The 17,728-nt window shown below is 53.2% G+C and carries 16 protein-coding genes; 6 read left to right on the top strand and 10 right to left on the bottom strand.

What is annotated here, in order from left to right; all coding sequences use genetic code 11:
* The first annotated feature begins 129 nt into the window (after positions 1 to 129).
* A complete protein-coding gene (locus WKI47_RS19605) occupies positions 130 to 1,857 on the top strand; it encodes an ABC transporter ATP-binding protein (RefSeq protein WP_340228869.1) in 1,728 nt (575 codons plus the stop codon).
* 742 nt (positions 1,858 to 2,599) lie between these two features.
* Here the strand turns inward: WKI47_RS19605 and WKI47_RS19600 are convergent.
* Both WKI47_RS19600 and WKI47_RS19595 read right to left on the bottom strand, forming a co-directional pair.
* Positions 2,600 to 2,896: a hypothetical protein gene (locus WKI47_RS19600; RefSeq protein ID WP_340228868.1), complete on the bottom strand. Its 297-nt coding sequence runs from the start codon at positions 2,894 to 2,896 to the stop codon at positions 2,600 to 2,602.
* A gap of 159 nt (positions 2,897 to 3,055) precedes the next feature.
* Complete coding sequence (locus tag WKI47_RS19595; protein ID WP_340228867.1) at positions 3,056 to 4,768, bottom strand: methyl-accepting chemotaxis protein; 1,713 nt, start codon at positions 4,766 to 4,768, stop codon at positions 3,056 to 3,058.
* 237 nt (positions 4,769 to 5,005) lie between these two features.
* On the opposite strand from WKI47_RS19595, the gene WKI47_RS19590 reads away from it, so the two are divergent.
* The 4 genes from WKI47_RS19590 to WKI47_RS19575 all read left to right on the top strand — a co-directional run bounded on the left by WKI47_RS19590 (position 5,006) and on the right by WKI47_RS19575 (position 10,958).
* On the top strand, positions 5,006 to 6,721 hold the full coding sequence (locus WKI47_RS19590; RefSeq protein ID WP_340228866.1) for a cellulase family glycosylhydrolase: 1,716 nt from the start codon (positions 5,006 to 5,008) through the stop codon (positions 6,719 to 6,721).
* Positions 6,722 to 6,943: 222 nt separating this feature from the next.
* The gene (locus WKI47_RS19585) at positions 6,944 to 8,053 is read left to right on the top strand and encodes an aminopeptidase (RefSeq protein ID WP_340228865.1); all 1,110 of its coding nucleotides are present in this window, start codon (positions 6,944 to 6,946) and stop codon (positions 8,051 to 8,053) included.
* A 566-nt stretch (positions 8,054 to 8,619) separates the two neighbouring features.
* Positions 8,620 to 10,314 carry a cellulase family glycosylhydrolase gene (locus WKI47_RS19580; protein WP_340228864.1) on the top strand — a complete coding sequence of 565 codons (1,695 nt, stop codon included), beginning with the start codon at positions 8,620 to 8,622 and terminating at the stop codon, positions 10,312 to 10,314.
* Between the two features lie 233 nt (positions 10,315 to 10,547).
* The gene (locus WKI47_RS19575; protein WP_340228863.1) at positions 10,548 to 10,958 is read left to right on the top strand and encodes a hypothetical protein; all 411 of its coding nucleotides are present in this window, start codon (positions 10,548 to 10,550) and stop codon (positions 10,956 to 10,958) included.
* A 273-nt stretch (positions 10,959 to 11,231) separates the two neighbouring features.
* Here WKI47_RS19575 and WKI47_RS19570 read toward each other — a convergent pair whose 3' ends face one another.
* The 8 genes from WKI47_RS19570 to WKI47_RS19535 all read right to left on the bottom strand — a co-directional run bounded on the left by WKI47_RS19570 (position 11,232) and on the right by WKI47_RS19535 (position 16,572).
* The gene (locus WKI47_RS19570) at positions 11,232 to 11,846 is read right to left on the bottom strand and encodes a metalloregulator ArsR/SmtB family transcription factor (RefSeq protein ID WP_340228862.1); all 615 of its coding nucleotides are present in this window, start codon (positions 11,844 to 11,846) and stop codon (positions 11,232 to 11,234) included.
* 58 nt (positions 11,847 to 11,904) lie between these two features.
* Positions 11,905 to 12,522, bottom strand: coding sequence for a histidine phosphatase family protein (locus WKI47_RS19565; RefSeq protein WP_340228861.1), 618 nt, complete (start codon positions 12,520 to 12,522; stop codon positions 11,905 to 11,907).
* 167 nt (positions 12,523 to 12,689) lie between these two features.
* A complete protein-coding gene (locus WKI47_RS19560) occupies positions 12,690 to 13,043 on the bottom strand; it encodes a DUF2087 domain-containing protein (RefSeq protein ID WP_340228860.1) in 354 nt (117 codons plus the stop codon).
* Positions 13,044 to 13,232: 189 nt separating this feature from the next.
* Entirely contained in the window at positions 13,233 to 14,105 is an 873-nt protein-coding gene (locus tag WKI47_RS19555; protein WP_340228859.1) for a hypothetical protein, read from the bottom strand.
* On the bottom strand, positions 14,102 to 14,350 hold the full coding sequence (locus tag WKI47_RS19550) for a hypothetical protein (protein WP_340228858.1): 249 nt from the start codon (positions 14,348 to 14,350) through the stop codon (positions 14,102 to 14,104). The genes WKI47_RS19555 and WKI47_RS19550 overlap by 4 nt, the downstream gene beginning before the upstream one ends.
* A 141-nt stretch (positions 14,351 to 14,491) precedes the next feature.
* Positions 14,492 to 15,055, bottom strand: a complete 564-nt coding sequence (locus WKI47_RS19545) for a hypothetical protein (protein WP_340228857.1) — start codon at positions 15,053 to 15,055, stop codon at positions 14,492 to 14,494.
* Positions 15,052 to 15,951, bottom strand: a complete 900-nt coding sequence (locus tag WKI47_RS19540) for an ornithine carbamoyltransferase (protein ID WP_340228856.1) — start codon at positions 15,949 to 15,951, stop codon at positions 15,052 to 15,054. The genes WKI47_RS19545 and WKI47_RS19540 overlap by 4 nt, the downstream gene beginning before the upstream one ends.
* Positions 15,952 to 15,990: 39 nt before the next feature.
* Positions 15,991 to 16,572 carry a hypothetical protein gene (locus WKI47_RS19535; RefSeq protein ID WP_340228855.1) on the bottom strand — a complete coding sequence of 194 codons (582 nt, stop codon included), beginning with the start codon at positions 16,570 to 16,572 and terminating at the stop codon, positions 15,991 to 15,993.
* Between the two features lie 279 nt (positions 16,573 to 16,851).
* Here WKI47_RS19535 and WKI47_RS19530 point away from each other — a divergent pair, with 279 nt between their 5' ends.
* Entirely contained in the window at positions 16,852 to 17,661 is an 810-nt protein-coding gene (locus WKI47_RS19530; RefSeq protein ID WP_340228854.1) for a polysaccharide deacetylase family protein, read from the top strand.
* Positions 17,662 to 17,728: the final 67 nt, after the last annotated feature.

Here is a 17,728-nt window from a genome sequence, read left to right as displayed (position 1 = left end):
TCTGCCTTTTTGATCGTATTCAGTCTATTGTCGACGATGCCCGGCCGGGCATTCTCTTTTTGTTGCGCGATTTTCGAAAACGTTCGGACAATCGCGCTCACTACTCCTTATCGGAAAGGTGTTTTTGCCATGTTGAAATCTATTGCGTTTGCTTTTAAAAAATTAATTCTTCTATATATAGTGCTGGGCTTCGCTTTGCAATTTGCTACCATGTACGGCGTTCAAACGTTCCAGCGCTTGCTGGACGGAGTTTCGGCTTTTTCCGGACTCGGCGAACTGCGCGGCTTGCTGCTTCTGTACGGAATCTTGCTTGCTGCAAGCGCGGTGCTCAGTTATGCGCTGGAATATCCCGAAACCGCTCTTCCCAAAGCCATCGCCGAACGGCTCAAACTGCTGGCGCTCGGCCGCATTTCCCGTATGGATTATCGCGCCTACGGCAATATCGGAACCGGCGAGCTGATCCAAAGCATCGAAAATGGCGCGCAAGCCGGATCGGGCATCGTGCATGGATTTTACCTGCGGATTTTCTCCGAGCTTTTGCCGACTTTGTTGTTCAGCCTGCTGTTCATCGGTCTGTACAGCCCTCAAATCATGTGGGTGATCGCGGGCGGCTACGTGGCGGTTTTCCTTTTAACGCGCTTGCTGCTCCGTTTTCTGTATTCCGTCAAAGAATCTTTGCTCGCCAGCCAGGAAAAACGATCCCGGTATTCGGTACGCGGCTTTATGGAGCTGGTCGTATTTCGGCTAAACCGGCGGTACAAACGGGAGATCGAAAAGCTGACCGGAACTGCGGCAGACATTGTGCGCAAAAATGTACGGATCCGCATGATCCATGAATCTTTTTTTGCGATATTCGAGCTGTTGGTCATTGGGGTCAAGATTGCGGTGTTGGCGATCGGGATCACGGATATTGCTGCGGGACGCTCCACCATCGGAATTACACTGGCGCTTCTGCTGCTGATCGACAAAGTATACTCGCCTATCGCGATCTTTAACGTCATTTACGTCGACTACAAACTGGATCGGCTGACTTACGCTCGATTTGAGCGCGAGATGGATTCTCCTTCCGACCCTAATCTGGACTACGGTGCCGAAGTTACACAGATCAGAGGCAAGATTGTGTTCGAACAGGTATCTTTTGGCTATGGAGAAGGTCAGTCCAGTCTTCTGCGCAATGTCTCCTTCTGCCTACCCGCGGGTTCGTCGACGGCGATCGTGGGATTGAGCGGCAGCGGCAAATCGACTCTGGTCAAACTGATGCTCGGCTTGCTTAAAAAGGATTCCGGATGCTTGACGATCGACGGGACCGACATCGACGAGTTGAAGCTGGATAGCCTCTATGCGCATCTTTCCTATATTTCGCAGGATGCTCCGGTGTTTGACGATACAGTGCGAGTAAATCTGGTGTTCGACGAGACGATTGACGAGGCGAAGCTGTATGAGATTCTGGACGACGCGCTGTTGGGCGATCGGGTACGGAGCTTGCCTGAAGGGCTGGACACGCAGGTGGGCGAACGCGGGATGAAGTTGTCCGGCGGGGAAAAGCAACGTTTGGCCTTTGCCCGCGTGTTGGCGCAAAGCCGCGATATGGTCGTGCTCGACGAGCCGGTATCGGCACTGGATAACATCAGCGAACGGCGCGTGATGCAAACGGTACTGGATCGTTTTCGCGGGCGGACTTTGATTGTCGTCGCCCATCGTCTGCACGCGATTCGGCAGGTCGATCGGATCTTGCTGATGCGCGGAGGTGAACTGGTGGATCAAGGAGGATTCGAGGAGCTGCTGGAGCGGAACGCTTATTTTCGGGAGTTGTGGAGTAAAGATTCGGCCGAGAACGGGGAAAGCATTATTCTTTAGGTAAGCTTGAAGGCGGCCTGCTCAACCTTCCGCAGGGCGCTCCAGGTTCGGTTCGATGCACTCGCATGCCGTTCCCAGACGAAGCAGCATGGCATAGCGGAAATCATTGTTTTGAAAAGGAAACCGAACCCGCAAACGACCCGTGCTTTTCTGGGTCAGCGGCGAAGCCGTGAAAGGTCGGGGTCGAAAATGTCGGATTACTCAACAATACCGGACATTCGAGCTAATTTGAACACCCGAAGTCCGCGCGTACAGTGCAATATGCCTGTAGGGTTTAGGGTTCCAACCTGCATATCTTCGAAATGCTTCAGGTCGCATATTGAAATAAGTGCTCGAATACACTTATTTCGTTCATTTTGCTCTCCATTCTTCAAATAGGTGCGGATATACATCTATTCGAAGAAAAGACACTTAAAATATCAATTTGCGGAGAAATTAAGTGTATATACGCATCTATTCTCTCCAAACAGAGTAATTTGAATGAATTAAGTGCATATTCGCAACTATTTTCAAATTTTCTATCGTTTAGTGTCCAAATTTGAGCTTTTCGGGCTTGGCTTTCCTTCCGAAGTGCATGTCTTCGAAATGCTTCAGGTCGCGTATCAAAATCGAATTCTTCTCCGTTTTCCCTTCCAGCTCCATTAGACTTCTCGACCGCCTGAGCCTGCGCAAAAGCGCAGGCTGTTTGGATTGCGGAGATCGTCCGCTTCGGATATGACGTTTGCGAACGTTCGCTGCCCGTTTATTCGGAAAAGCAGGCAAACATCTCGTTCAATCGTGATTCGCGCCGGAGGTTGTCGTAACCCGAATTGTCCAGCTTGAATACGGGAATATTCAGCTCGGCAAGAATGTTGTCTTCCATCAAGCGACGCGCACGCAGCACTTCGATCGTGGCTTCGACGGCCTGTTCTTCGGAATGTTGGCTATCCTCCGATTTTTGTTCAGGTTGGGCTGTTTTCAACAAACGCGCGACTTCCCTCGCGGTCGTCGACTTACCGGAGCCCGGCAATCCTTCGACTACAATCAATCTGACGCTCATCGTTTCCCTGCTTTCTATTTTCTGTTCATTGCGATGCGGCTTTCCCTACCTTAACAAAAAAGCGCCGTCCATGATGAACCGTCCTTGCTGCCGAACAGAAAAAAGCTCCTGCCGACGGACAGAAGCTTGATTCCTTTTTTTCTATAATCGAAATCCGGTTTAAATCTTGAACTTCTCCACGATCTCCGACAACGAATCGGCCATGCCTTTCAGGCGGACGGACGTGTCTTCCATTTCGGACATCGAAGCGGTCTGCTCCTGGCTCATCGCGGACACTTCCTGGGTCAGCGCGGCCATCTCTTCGGTCACGCGCGTGATCTCCAGCACGGAATCGCCTACGCTTTGCGATCCCTGGGACATCTGCTCCACGTTCGCCGCGACTTCGGCGACTTGCGCGCTGAGCGAGCCGATGCGGTCGACGATCGATTCGAACGCTTTTCCCGCCTCGTCCAGCGAAGACACGCCATGCTCCACGCTGCCCGAGCTGGCTTCGACCAGGTCGACGATATCGCGAATCCCCGAAGTCATCGCCGTGATGATGCGACTGATTTCTCCCGTGGAACGCGAAGATTGGTCGGCCAGCTTGCGAATCTCCGAAGCGACGACGCTGAAGCCCAATCCGTGTTCGCCCGCGCGCGCCGCTTCGATCGCGGCGTTGAGCGCCAGCAGATTCGTTTGGCTGGACGTCTCGGAAATGTAGCCGGTGATCGACAATACCTCGTTCGAACGTTCCGCCAGTTCCGAGACGCTGCCGCGGATCGAAGAGAACGCGTCGGCGACGCTTTGCACTTCGGTCACGCTTTGCTTGATCCGCTGCTCGCCGTCCGCAGCCATACCTTGCGTTTGCTGAGCTAATCCGGCGACTTCCGAAGCGGCTTCCGCCACCTGCTCCAGACCCGCGATCGTTTCCTGCATGACCGCCGTGATGTCTTCCGCTTGCGTCACCTGACGCTCCGAGCCTTCGGCCACGCGCTGGATCGACGTCGTCACTTCGTTGACGGCACGGGAGTTTTCCTGCGCTCCCTGGCGCAGCGAAGACGAAGCGTCGGTCAGCCGCACGGTATTGGTTTTCAGATCGCGGATCATGTCTTGAAGGCTAACCAGCAGCAGATTGGTCGCTTCCCCCAAGTCGCGAACTTCGTCGTTGCTTTGCACTTCGATCCGCCGGGTCAGATCGCCGCCCGAAGACGCGATATCCCGAATGGTGCCGGTAACGGCTTTGACGCTGCGCACGATGCGCGAAGAAATGAACCAGGCCAGCAGAAGCGCGACGAGCACCACTCCCCCAAGCAGCGCAAACAGCAAGGTTTGCAACGATTGATTGCTTTGGTGCATCGATTCCACGCGCTGACCGGTCAACTGCTTCTCCGTATCGACAAATGTCGCAATCTGCTCGCGGAACGCGTCCATCGCCTGTTTACCCGGATCGGTCACGAAAAACTCGCGCAATCCTTCCGTGTCTTCGGCGCGTTTGAGCGCGATCGTCGCTTCGCCGGCGTTCGATATCCACTGCTCGATCAGCGTGCGGATACCTTCCAGCTTTTGCTGCTGCGCCGGGTTGTCCGAGACCAGCTCGTACAATGCGTCATAATCTTCTTTCCACGCCGTTTTGCCCGCATTGTAAGGTTCCAGATAGCTGTCCTGCCCCATGATGATAAAACCGCGCTGGCTTGTTTCCATATCGATGACCGCTTTTTCGATCTGATTGGCCCGGTCATGCACGTCCATGTCATGTCCGGCGATAAAGTTCATCTCGTTTTCCAACTTGTCGATCTGCGATCGAACGATAAAAATCGCGGCCGTCAAAGCCAAAATCACGAAAATGTAGCCTAGTGCGATTTTCAACCCGATATTGAATCTGAACCCTTTCATCGTTTCCGAACACTCCTCTTGTTGTCGCTTTCGATTCACAGAAATGGATTTTTGTTTCCAATCTTTTTTTAGTATCGGCAAAAAGTCTTCCTCAATAAAGCCCCAGGGCTTTATTTTATCAAAAATCTCTTTTTCGATAACGGTTTATGTTCATCAAAAGCCCGATAGGGTAAAAGATAAAGCGGTTACAAAATTACGGTTTTGGACCGACTACCTTTACATACCAAGGAGGCTTACATGTTAAAAAAATATTCGAAGCCCGCTTTTTCCGTTTTGCTGGCCGCCGTTCTTTTAATTGCTTTTTTACCAGTTGCCGGAACGTCTTACGCCGCATCCAAAGCGCCGAAAAGCAAGATGCAGACTTATGTCGACCAGATGCAGCCCGGCTGGAACCTCGGCAACACGCTCGATTCCGTCGGAGCCGACGAAACCGCCTGGGGCAATCCGCGCGTGACGCGGGAGCTGATCAAGCAAATTTCCCGGCAAGGGTTTAAAAGCATTCGGATTCCGGTCACGTGGGACAACCATATCGGACCCGCACCCGAGTACAAAATCGATCCCGCTTATCTCGACCGCGTCGCGGAAGTGGTAGGTTGGGCACGTTCCGAAAATCTGTATGTGCTGATCAACGTTCACCATGACTCCTGGGTCTGGATCAGCAAAATGGAAAGCAATCATGACGAGACGCTGGCCCGCTACAATGCAATCTGGACGCAGGTCGCCGACAAGTTCAAAAACGAATCGGACAAAGTCTCGTTCGAGAGCGTCAACGAACCTAGATTCACCGATGGCGGCACGACAGACGAGGCGGTCGCGCAATCGTTGTTGAATGAGCTGAACCTTTCTTTCCATGACATCGTGCGCAAGTCCGGCGGCAAAAACGCGACTCGCCCGCTCGTACTCCCGACGCTCGAATCGTCTCCGTCGCAAGAACGCATGAATGAACTGTACAAAACGTTCGATCAATTGAAAGCCGACAAAAACCTGATCGCAACCGTGCATTATTATGGCTATTGGCCGTTCAGCGTCAACATTGCAGGTACCACCACATTCGACGACACGACGCGGAACGATATCGTCACTACTTTCGATAACGTATACAATACCTTTACCGCACGCGGCATTCCGGTCATTCTTGGCGAATACGGACTGCTCGGCTTCGATAAAAACATCAATACGATCGAGCAGGGAGAAAAACTGAAGTTCTTCGAATTCCTGACCTATTACCTGAAAGAAAAGCAGATCACCACGATGTGGTGGGACAACGGACAGCACTTCGGTCGCACAACCTACAAATGGTCCGATCCCGAGTTGTACGAAATCATTCGCTCCGGTCAAAAACAGCGCTCGTCTGTAGCCCAATCGGATCTGATCCAACTGCGCAAAGGAGAAGCCGCAACCGACAAAATCGTGCAGCTTCAACTCAACGGCAACAAGCTAACCTCGCTTAAAGCGGACGGCAAACGTTTGACGAAAAACAAGGATTACAAGCTAAGCGGCGAGACACTGACGATTCCGGCAGCAACGCTCCAACGTCTGACCGCTTCCGGCAAGCTCGGCGTCAATGCCGTACTGACCGCCGGCTTCACCAAAGGCCCGGATTGGAACTTCTACCTGACCGTCCATCAAACGCCTGTACTGAGCGCAGCCACGGGAACGAACGCCGACTTTGCTATTCCGACCGTCTGGAACGGCGATAAGTTGGCGACGATGGAAGCCGTTTACGTCTCGGGCGGCAACGCGGGTCCGAACGACTGGACGAGTTTCAAAGAGTTCGAGTCTACGTTCAGTCCGGATTACAATGCGGGTAAAATCATCTTGCGCCCGGCCTTGCTGGATACGCTGCGCGACGGGGAAGCCGTGAAGCTGACGTTCTACTTCTGGAGCGGAGACAAGCTGACGTATACGGTGACGAAAAACGGAACAAGCGTAACGGGGCAACCTGCTTCGTAACGAAGACCCGCCATTTCAAAAGATTCAGCCGCCCGATTCCGGATTTCGATCCGGTTCCTTCGGGCGGCTTTCTTTTACAGGCAGACAATAGGGTGTTTTTATTTTATGATTAGACGGAGATCCGTATTTGCGAATATGAACAACCATTGATTCCCGTTCCGGCGGTGCCTTCCTTTTTGCGGGGCCAGTTCGAAGAACGGATGTCCAGGAGGAACTTTTACTATGACCGATCCGCGATTACAACAGCTTGCACGCACTGTCGTTCATTATTCGGCAAGCGTCCAACCCGGAGAAAAGGTACTCATCCGAGCGCTCGACGTACATGACGCGGCAATCCTTGCTCCTTTTATCGACGAAATCCATTCAGCCGGAGGACATGCCTTTATTGACTATACCGATTATGCCGTAAACCGGCGCATGATGCTCCACGGCACGGAAGAGCAATTCCGCTTGGATGCCGCTATGAAGCTGGAGCAAATGAAGCAGATGGACGCGGTCGTATTGATCCTCGGCGAAGACAATATTTCCGAATACGCGGACGTCCCGGCAGCCAAACGCGACGCTTTCCGCAAATGGTATCGCCCCGTCACAGACGAACAAACGAAGAAAAAATGGATTTTGTTCAACTACCCGACCAAGGCATACGCGCAATTGGCAGAGATGAGCACGGAAAGCTACGCCCAATTTCTATACGATACCTGCACGATGGATTACAGCCGAATGTCCGCAGCCATGAACCCGCTCGCCGAGCTGATGGCCGCTACCGACCGTGTGCGAATCGTCGCTCCGGGCACGGATTTGAGCTTCTCCATTCGAGATATTCCGGCCGTTAAATGCGACGGAAAAGTAAACTTGCCCGACGGCGAAGTCTACTCGGCTCCGGTACGCGATTCGGTCGAAGGCACAATCGCCTTCAACACCCGTGCCTCCTACCTCGGCCAAAACTTCAGCGACGTCTCCTTCACTTTCGAACAAGGACGCATCGCAAGCTGCCGCAGCGACAACGACGCCAAGCTGAACGAATTGCTGAATACCGACGAAGGCGCACGCTATATCGGCGAATTCGCGATCGGGGTCAACCCGCATATCAACCGCATCATGAACGATATCGGCTTCGACGAAAAAATCAACGGCAGCATCCACTTCGCCCTCGGCCAAGCCTATGAGAACGCCGACAACACCAACCGCTCCGATATCCACTGGGACATCGTCCTCCTCATGAAAAAAGAATTCGGCGGCGGCGAAATCTACTTCGACGACGTCCTGATCAGCAAAGACGGCCGGTTCGTACCGGAAGCTTTGCAAGCTCTGAACCCGGAGCGTTTGCTATGAAGGTTCGGATTCGGGTTCGGATTGCGCTTGCGGAGGGACTTAGCGAATCGAGTCGCGGGGCGTAACCTAACATCGTAAGCGGACAAGCTCAAGCTACTCGTCCATTCATGCCGTCACGAATGCCAGTATGTGTGCAAAACGTCAACATTTTCTGATAAAATCTGCTTTTTCGGAAAATATGTTGACGCTATGCGCACATTTTCTTTTTAAAACGCCAAGAACGGCTCTTTTTATCGAAAAAAGTGCGCAAAATATCAACATTATCTATTTTCTGCTCTTTTTTCTCGAAAATTGTGAGCAAAACATCAACACTTCCTCTCTCTTCCCCTCAAACTGCTCTTATCCATGAAGCTACACGCCCAGCGAACGCTTATTTTTTTGCCCTTTTACATCTTGCTTTTCGTATTGCGCCATCCCTTGCAACTTTTTACACCACCTCTAATTTCCATATGATTTTGTATCTAATTATCAGGGTGTTTTCAAATTATTTAATATGATATTTTAGTATCAGCAAACGCTTACATTTACATATTTTGTTTGCTACTATTCCACAAAGGAGATTGATCATGAAAAAAAGATCCGTTAAACCGATCGCTGCACTGGCTTTGGCCGCAGTTCTGCTCTTCTCTTTGCTTCCGATATCTTCTACGGCATCCGCCGCAGCTCCGCAAAGTGCGATGCAATCCTATGTCGAAGCCATGCAGCCGGGCTGGAACCTGGGCAACTCGCTCGATTCGGTAGGCGCCGACGAAACGGCCTGGGGCAATCCCAAAGTCACGAAAGAACTTATTCAAAAGATCGCGGCACAAGGTTACAAAAGCATTCGGATTCCGGTTACCTGGGATTCCCATATCGGCGGCGCGCCGAACTATACGATCGACGCCGCTTACATGAACCGGGTCAAGGAAGTCACGCAGTGGGCGCTCGACGCCAATCTGTACGTGATGATCAACGTGCATCATGACTCTTGGGTCTGGCTCAGCAAAATGGAAAACAACCATGACCAGACACTCGCCCGTTACAACGCAGCCTGGACGCAAATTGCAAACGCCTTCAAAAACAGCTCCAACAAGCTGATGTTCGAAAGCGTGAACGAACCTCGCTTTACCGACGGCGGTACGACCGACGAAGGCAAGCAACAGGCGCTGCTGAATGAGCTGAACGATTCGTTCCGCAATATCGTCCGTGCATCCGGCGGCGGCAATACGACCCGTCCGCTGGTGATCTCGACGCTGGAAGCTTCGCCTTCGCAAACACGCATGACGGCGACATACAACGCGATTTCCAAATGGAACGACCCGAATATCATCGCGACCGTTCACTATTACGGCTTCTGGCCGTTCAGCGTGAATATCGCCGGTTATACGACTTTCAACCAAGAAGTGCAGAACGATATCACGACCACTTTCGATAACGTTTACAACACCTTTGTCGCCAAAGGCATTCCGGTCATCGTCGGCGAGTACGGTCTGCTCGGCTTCGACAAAAACACCGGAGTCATCGAACAAGGCGAGAAGCTCAAGTTCTTCGAATTCTTCGGCCAATACCTGAAGCAAAAACAAATCGCGACCATGCTGTGGGACAACGGTCAGCATTTCAGCCGCACGCAGTACACCTGGTCCGATACCGATCTGTTCAATATCATCAAAGCAGGCTGGAGCGGACGTTCCGCCACGGCTTCCAGCGATCTGGTCTATGTCAAAAAAGGAGCCGCCGCGCAGGACAAAAGCGTGACGCTTAACCTGAACGGACGCACGCTGTCTTCGCTGACGGTCAACGGCACGACGCTGCAATCCGGCACGGATTACAGCTTGAGCGGCAGCAATCTGACGTTCAAAGCGTCCCGTCTGACCCAGCTCACTTCGTCCGGCAATCTGGGCAAAAGCGCCGTAATCACAGCCAAATTCAACGGCGGCGCGGATTGGAAATTCAACGTCGTGCTGTATCAGACGCCGAAGCTGTCGAACACAAGCGGCACGACTTCATCGTTCTCGATTCCGACGGCCTTCAACGGCGATCAGCTTGCCACAATGGAAGCCGTGTATACAAGCGGCGGCAACGCCGGCCCGCAGAACTGGACATCGTTCAAAGAATTCGAGACGGCGTTCAGCCCGACGAGCAATGCAATCAAGCTACAACCGGCCTTCTTCAACGAAACGAATAACGGCACGGTTAAACTGACCTTCCACTTCTGGAGCGGCGAAAAAGTCACGTACACGATCAACAAAAACGGAACGAACGTAACCGGTACGGCTTCTTGATCAGGTTCGGCACATACGAAAAAGGTTGAGCTTTACGAAGAACCGGCATAAGCCGGGCTTCGAAACCAAACGTATCCAAAAGACGGAAAGGCTTCCCGGAGTTTCGGCTCCGCGGAACGCCGTTCCGTCTTTTGGCGTTTCCCGGTTGCTTGCGCTTTCGGCGTCCTTTGCCAAGCGTACGGGTAATAAACGATGTTGCGTTACGCATATCATACAAGAAGGAGCTGAACGCGATGAGCGAACGCTATCCCCCGACGACCGTACCGCGCACGATCGGACGCATTTTATTCGCGCTGCTGTTCGTGGCGGCCGGCATTTATCATTTTCGGGAAACGAACGGGTTCGCGGCGCTTCTGCCCGATTTCGTTCCGCTGCGGCGAGAAATCGTTTGGGCCAGCGGCGTACTCGAATGGATCTTGGCGGCCTTGTTGTTCGTGCCGTCGATCCGCAAAAAAACGGGCATCGTGATCTCGATCTACCTTATCCTGATTTTCCCGGCCAATCTCTATGCGGCGATCTTCCATATCCCGGCGCCGGGACAAACGTTCACGCCTCCGATCGCCCTTTGGCTGCGCTTGTTGGCTCAGCCTATACTGATCTGGTGGATCTGGTGGGCGACTTCCGTTCCGAAGCATAAGCGTTGAAACAGGTTAACAGGTCAGCATGAAAAAGCTACCGGGAAAATATCCCGGTAGCTCGCCGTGTCGAGAAACTCTAACGTAGCTGGAAGCGAGCAGACGGAGAGAAAAATTCAGTTCAAGGCGCCTTTGAACTCGGAAAATTCCTTATTCGAATCCTATCCATTTTACGAGTGAGACAGCGTCTTGAACGAATTTTTCTCGCAGTCTGCTCGCTTCCCGCACCACAGCAACTTTCTCGACAGACTGAAGCTGCCGGGATATTTCCCCGGCAGCCTCTCATTTCAACGTCTCCCATCGCTCCCACAATTCCGGCGGATTCAGCTCGTAAATCCCGTCCTCGCGGAACATATACTGGTGCATGATGAACTCCCGCCGCAGCGTGGCAAAGTCCTCGTGAAAGGTTTTAATGAACTCGTTGATCTCTTTCTCCCCATACTTCCGCCCCGGTTCAAGCCGCTTGACCATTTCTTCGAGCACGATCAGCTTTTTTTTGAGCTGCGCCGGAATGCTTTTCAAACGTCCGTCGGCTTGGACAAAGCTTTTCAGCACGGAATTCCGGGTCTTCTCCTGCTGTTCCGCCACTGCCGGATCGGCTTCCGCCGCTTTCCTTTCCGTGCCGCGTCGGTAGATCAGATCCGCCGTAGCCGCGCCACTCGTACGGATAAAGTAGTCGTCGAGCGAAAAGTAAATCGTATTTTTATCCCGCCGCTCCCGAATCAGGCTCGCGGCCCGAAGCTTCGTCGCGTGGTGCGTAATCGTCGCGGGCGTCACGCTTAACCGCTGGGCCAATGCCTGCCCGTTCAATTCGCCTTCGCTGAGCAGGATTAATATTCGTATACGCGTAGGATCGGCCAGCGCCTTATGATACGCGACCAATTTCTCCAATTGCATGCCAACCGAACTCCTCTCGGGTGGATTTCGTTACTCTTCAATTAGAGCATGAATCCGTTCAAGGAAGCAAGCGGGTCAAATGACGCGTATCGGCAAAAGTGCCCAAGCGGTACGTTTCCTTTTCAACAATCAATTCCGTGACCGAACATTCCGGGATCAGCAGACTTTGGGCAGCCACAAAATCCGGATGGACCGTATTCCATTCATCAGGTTCCAGCATCAAAGTCAAGAAATCAGTGATCAATCCTCCGTGAGTAAAAAAGACGATCTCGCTCCCCGGCGGATAACGACTTGCCCATTCCCGCAGCGCCTCATCCATTCGCCGCGCAGCCTGCCGAGCCGAATCGCCGCCGCTCGGAGGGATATGGTCCGGCTCGCGAGTGCATTGCTCCCATACGGCGGCAAACTCCTCGAACGTCTGGCCCGGTATGTCTCCCCAATTTGCCCGTTCCCGTAGCCGCCGATCCTCCAGCGCTTGAAGTCCGGCTTCACGAGACAGAAATCCGGACGTTTCCACGGCTCGTCTCAACGGGCTGGTCGCGATTGCCGCTATGGATCGTTCTTTTAAAAAAGCAGCTGTCGCCCGGGCTTGACTTCTGCCTTCGGCAGTCAGCGGCACATCGCCGCAAAACGATTCTTTCAATCCGTGGCGAACCAACCAAAAGGTGATACTCATGGCTTGTTGCTCCTTTCTTTTTGCTAACTCGATGCCTGCGTATTCAATTGCCGCCAATGTGATCCCGACCGCCATACCCGAGCCTGTCAATTGGAGCAGCAGACTCAAAATCGCTACGCTGCTAAACCAATCAATTTGGTCATCGTTTCCTCCTGCGTGCCATCCGGCTAAGACAACTCTTCCCAGCGGCGTACATCCGAACGGGCGTTACGCCTATACACCTCATTTTCTCTCGTCATGAAGCCCTGCACGATGAATTCCCGGCGGATCGTAGCGAAATCTTCGTGATACAAGCGGATATACGCATTGATCTCGCTTTCCTCGTATTCGCGTTCTATCTCCAATCGATCAACCAAGTGCTCCAGCACGACCAGCTTCTTTTTGAGTTGGGACGGGATGCTTTTCAACCGGCCTTCCTTGTCGAAAAAGTTCCGGACGACGGAGTCCCTAAATTTGCGTTGCTGCTCGGACCATTCGCTTGTATTACATAATTCGGTTTGCGTTCTTTGGTGTTCCGTCATTTTGCTTACCTCCTGTATAGGGCAGATCGGCCGAATCTCTCCCGATTAAATTTAACAATTATCTAATTAGTTATTTGTTAAATTAGATAATAATCGCCTGCCTCCTTTTTGTCAACGCAAAAAAAAGCGCCAGCCGCATCGCAGCCAACGCTTTCCTTCTTTCTATTTGAAACGGTTATACGGTTATCGTTACGCTTCCGGCAGCAGCATCCGCCAGAACTGCCAAGCGGCTACGTATTCGTTCAGCTCGCTGCGGTTCTCCGCGGCGCATTGCCCCATCCGGCAGTAGACGCGCAGCAGCGCTTCCTGTACGAGCCGCTCCTGATCCACGGCTTTCTCGTCCAACAGCGAATACGCTTCGAACAATACTTCCAGCGACAGATCATCCGGCGTCGAGCAGAAAGCCTGCACCAGATCGTACAGCACCGGCCCTGCCGTCGGCTTCGATTCGAGCACGCCCGACAGTTCTTGGTCCTGGAAAACAAAGCTCTGCGCTTCCATATTGCCATGCAGCAAGAATTTGTTTCCAGTGTTCGCCAGCGGCTCAAGCAGCAGCGCCACGCGTTCGCAATCTTCCGCAGGCTGCAAGCCGTTCAAATGTTCGCGTGCCTTCGACAGCTCACGCTCGTTAAACTCGCTCCAGGAAGAGCAAGGCTCGGTCAAGCGTCCCCATTTGCCTCCGGCTTCGTCCGCTTCGTAACGGTTGAACAGCTCGGTCGCGAGCAGCGGCAACCAGACTTTTTTCGAACCGCGTCCCGCGGCGTCTTCGCCTGTCGTGCCCGCGACGTAAGGTTGAACCAGATACCCTTTGACCGGATCGGCGTACAGCACTTTTGGCAGCAAAGCGCTGTCCGGGTAAGCTTTATGCAGCTGCTCGGTCATCGCGATATTTTCCGGCGTATCCATACGCAGGGCATACTTCGGCTTCCCGTCCGCCGTGAGCAGATACGTGCGCTTGCCGTCTTCGTCTTGCTCCGGCTTTTCCCGCAGCTCGACCGTCTCAATGATGCCCTTCATAAACAAATGCTGAATCGTAGCGTAAATACGTGGTGCGAGTGTCATGCTTTCTTTTTCCCCCTAGTGCTTGGTTGCCTGTCTCTGTGTAGATAACTGCTGTATTTTAACACGTAGAGGGAGGTTGGAAAAGGAATGAATCCGTCCAATTCGATTTTTTGTCCGTTCAACGTGGCATAATCGACGTTCTCTACAGGAATGATCTCGTTGGTCGACCGGCGGATCGGAATCTCGTCCGTTCGTACAAAAAATCCGTTCGACGCCATTGTCGTTCCGTTTTTGAAATGAACCACGATCTTTAGGTTGTTCCGCGCCGCTTGTGTATTCGTTCGTTATTTTACTTTTTCTCAATCATTCCTGAAAAAAAGTTCAAAAAGCAAAAAAGACAGATTCTCGCTTGACGCGAAAACCTGTCTTTCACGCGATTCGTCGATTCACGGCTCGAACAGCTCGGGGTAGTGTTCGGGACATACACAATTCCGGCTTCGATCGGGCGGCTGGATCAGCAGCTCCCGCAAAGCATGCAGCTTATCTTCTAATCCGCCCGCTGCCGCATCCACCGTCGGCGTGCTAACCTCGTACGCATTGTCCGGATCGGATACGCTGAGTTCGAGCCGGTCGCGATAGATCCAAACGAAGGCTTGTACGCCTCCGATTTCCGTATAGCCCGGTTGGCCCAGATCCGGGTAATCTTTGACGCGTGGACTTCTCACCGGATCTTCCCGGCCTTCCGCAAGCGGACGCAGCACGATTCCAAGCGCCGCGCAGACCGACTCCAAATGCTCGCGTCCTTCGACCCGGATCGCGGCCGCAAGCCGATCCCCGTCGCCCGCATGCCCGCCGCTTGCTCGGCGATACCGCAGATAGCGCAGCTTTTTGCCCCACTCGACCAGTTTTTCCGGCGAATGCAGCTCGTATAAATAACGCAACCAGCGCTCCTCCGGCGACACTTGGAAATCGCCGCGCGAATCGTCGGAACGATTCCATAATCGCTTCATTTTCCTGTACGGCCTCCTTCACGCTGCACCTTTACAATAATCGCCTGCTGCACCGTTAACAAATTCTGCTTGAAGCCGTAACCCACGAAATGCTCGGATTCAATCGCATCGTCCGACACTTCTTCTCCCCGGCAAAAAGGCGGGCAAGGATTGAGCAACGCGCCCGGATTCGCCAGTCGCAAGCGCGCTGCCGTGAGCTGATAGCGTTCAAAATAATCCGGCGTCCGCAGATCGTCCGGCAATGAATCGGTCAGAATTACGTCGCTGCCTTTTAACGCTTGTTCGAGATCTGCATAAAACGTATAATTTCGGGCGTCAACGATATCGTTCGGATTCGCTCCGGCCATATCCAGCTCATACCCTTCCGCGCATACATGACGAAATTCCATATCCAATACCTTTGCCGCTTCCGCCCAGCTTCGCCCGATATTGCTCATGGGTCCCACGTAGACATAGGTCAGATTCCGATAATCCGGACGCCGCTGCTTCAATGCGTACAGATCGGCCAGGATTTCGCAGGGATGGCTTGAAAAGGTCATCGCGTTGACGACCGGAATCGGCGAGGATTGCGCAAGTTCGCGCACGCGCCGTTCGTCGGAATGCCGCACAATCAGGCCGTCTGCCCAATTCGCGGCATAGCCGGCGACGTCGCGCAGCTCTTCGCGTTTATCCAGCGTGGACGGCGGGAAAAGAATGCAATCCCCGCCCAACTCCCGAATGCCGCGCTCGAACGTCAATCGGGTGCGCAAACTCGACTCCGGGAAAAACAGCAAAAACGTCCGGTTTGCCAACAGTCGCTCGCGCTGCGGGCGCAAACGAAAATCATCCGCCGACTCGAACAGTGCTTCGATCTCGTCAGCCGTCCAATCGGACAGATTAATCAGGTGTTTCGTCATACGCTTCTCCTTTGTGCCCAAGCAACGTCCCTTGCTTTTCTAGCTAAAATATTCCGGATAAAACTTTGGCGCCAGGCAGTGCTTATCGTTCAGCGGAGGATCGACGATTTGGCTGACCAGTCCCAACTCCCCGAGTTTAACTTCGATCTTTTCCACGGCTTTGATCGTACGCGGCGTGACATCGAACGGCTTATCCGCATCCGAGATCGTAATCACCAGACGCTCGCGGCGAACCCACACATGCGCGGGCAATCCGAACAGCTTCAGATGTCCCGGTTGACGCAGGTTCATATAACTCGGAATACGGAACCCGTCCGCTGCCGCGCTGGCTTCGTCCGTTTCCGGAAGTTGTTCCAGCATAATTCCCAGCTTGGCGCAGGTCTGTTCCAATTCCTCCAGCGAGGTTATGTGCAGCGCGGCCATTAACCGGTCACGATCCCCCGTCTGATCCGCATTGGCGCGGCAAAAACGGAAGAGATGCAGCCGACGCGCCCATTCTTTCAGTTCAAGCCGGGGATGGGTTTCGTAGAAATAGCGGAACCACAATTCTTCGGTTTCTTCCTTCGTTGGCACATGACGCTTGGGCTTCTTCTTCTCCGGTCTGATAAACAGTCTCCACATGGGCGATCCCCTCCCATTTTGATTGATTTCGTACAAGGCACATCGCGGCTCACCAACCGACCCGCCTTCTTGCTCTTACCGTTATTTTACCCGCTGGAAGCAAGATTGCGAGGTTCTGCGTGCCCTTTTTGCAAAGAATATTGAATGTTCACCCGTTTCGGTCATTGACCGTTCCCGGCTGTAAGCGTATTCTATTCGTGGAATGCGGACAAATCCGTATCCAAGCAAGCCCGGCTCAAGCCTATTCCGTTTAAAGCTTGCCTACTTAAGGAGGATTTTATGAATATTGGGTTGAACCTTTTTCCCGGCGGACGGCACAAAGCGTTGACGTTCAGTTACGACGACGGACGCACGCAAGACCGCCGGCTCGTCGAGATTTTCAACCGCCACAAGCTCAAAGCGACCTTCCACCTGAACTCCGGCAAATTCGACGAACCCGGTTATGTGGCGTATGAGGAGATGGCTTCATTGTACGCCGGACATGAGGTGTCGGCGCATAGCGTGACGCATCCTTTTCTGAAACGGATTCCGCGCGAGCGGCTGATCATGGAGGTCATGGACGATCGCGGCGCGTTGGAAGAATTGGTCGGTTATCCGGTGCGCGGCATGTCGTATCCGTTCGGTACGTACACGGAAGAAGTGGCGCAGATGCTCGGGGCACTGGGGATTCGCTACTGCCGGACGGTCGAATCCACGGGGACGTTCCATGTGCCGCTTCGTCCGTTGACGTGGCATCCGACGTGCCATCACAAGCAGATGCACGAATACGGGAAAACGTTCCTGGAACTGTCGCCGCCTGCCCACTACGCGAACCTCGCGCTGCTGTACGTCTGGGGACATAGCTTCGAGTTCGACAACGACGACAATTGGCAAGAGATCGAGCGGTTTTGCGCCGAGCTGTCGGGACGCGAAGATATCTGGTACGCGACGAATATCGAAATCGCGGATTATTTGGAAGCATTGCAGAGATTGGAATTTTCGGTGAGCGGGTCAATCGTACATAATCCGTCCGCGATCGCGGTATGGATCACGGCGGACGGGCAAGCGGTGGAGATTCGAGGCGGCGAAACGAAAAAGCTGGACGAGTAGAGGAGAAGCGTCGGGGGACTGCGGGAGAAATTCGTTCAAGACGCTGTCTCGCGCAGAAAGCTTCCAG

It is taken from the genome of Saccharibacillus sacchari (assembly GCF_037722395.1).
Taxonomy (GTDB): Bacteria; Bacillota; Bacilli; order Paenibacillales; family Paenibacillaceae; genus Saccharibacillus; species Saccharibacillus sacchari_A.
The sequence above is the reverse complement of the archived record's forward strand: the minus strand, read 5'-3'. Positions and strand labels throughout refer to the sequence as shown.

Bases quoted from the DNA above. Each gene is read 5' to 3' on its own strand.
- WKI47_RS19605 (WP_340228869.1), top strand. From the start codon at position 130: ATGTTGAAATCTATTGCGTTTGCTTTTAAAAAATTAATTCTTCTATAT.
- WKI47_RS19560 (WP_340228860.1), bottom strand. From the start codon at position 13,043: ATGACGGAACACCAAAGAACGCAAACCGAATTATGTAATACAAGCGAA.
- WKI47_RS19580 (WP_340228864.1), top strand. From the start codon at position 8,620: ATGAAAAAAAGATCCGTTAAACCGATCGCTGCACTGGCTTTGGCCGCA.
- WKI47_RS19530 (WP_340228854.1), top strand. From the start codon at position 16,852: ATGAATATTGGGTTGAACCTTTTTCCCGGCGGACGGCACAAAGCGTTG.
- WKI47_RS19545 (WP_340228857.1), bottom strand. From the start codon at position 15,055: ATGAAGCGATTATGGAATCGTTCCGACGATTCGCGCGGCGATTTCCAA.
- WKI47_RS19595 (WP_340228867.1), bottom strand. From the start codon at position 4,768: ATGAAAGGGTTCAGATTCAATATCGGGTTGAAAATCGCACTAGGCTAC.
- WKI47_RS19555 (WP_340228859.1), bottom strand. From the start codon at position 14,105: ATGACACTCGCACCACGTATTTACGCTACGATTCAGCATTTGTTTATG.
- WKI47_RS19540 (WP_340228856.1), bottom strand. From the start codon at position 15,951: ATGACGAAACACCTGATTAATCTGTCCGATTGGACGGCTGACGAGATC.
- WKI47_RS19565 (WP_340228861.1), bottom strand. From the start codon at position 12,522: ATGAGTATCACCTTTTGGTTGGTTCGCCACGGATTGAAAGAATCGTTT.
- WKI47_RS19585 (WP_340228865.1), top strand. From the start codon at position 6,944: ATGACCGATCCGCGATTACAACAGCTTGCACGCACTGTCGTTCATTAT.
- WKI47_RS19570 (WP_340228862.1), bottom strand. From the start codon at position 11,846: ATGCAATTGGAGAAATTGGTCGCGTATCATAAGGCGCTGGCCGATCCT.
- WKI47_RS19600 (WP_340228868.1), bottom strand. From the start codon at position 2,896: ATGAGCGTCAGATTGATTGTAGTCGAAGGATTGCCGGGCTCCGGTAAG.
- WKI47_RS19575 (WP_340228863.1), top strand. From the start codon at position 10,548: ATGAGCGAACGCTATCCCCCGACGACCGTACCGCGCACGATCGGACGC.
- WKI47_RS19590 (WP_340228866.1), top strand. From the start codon at position 5,006: ATGTTAAAAAAATATTCGAAGCCCGCTTTTTCCGTTTTGCTGGCCGCC.
- WKI47_RS19535 (WP_340228855.1), bottom strand. From the start codon at position 16,572: ATGTGGAGACTGTTTATCAGACCGGAGAAGAAGAAGCCCAAGCGTCAT.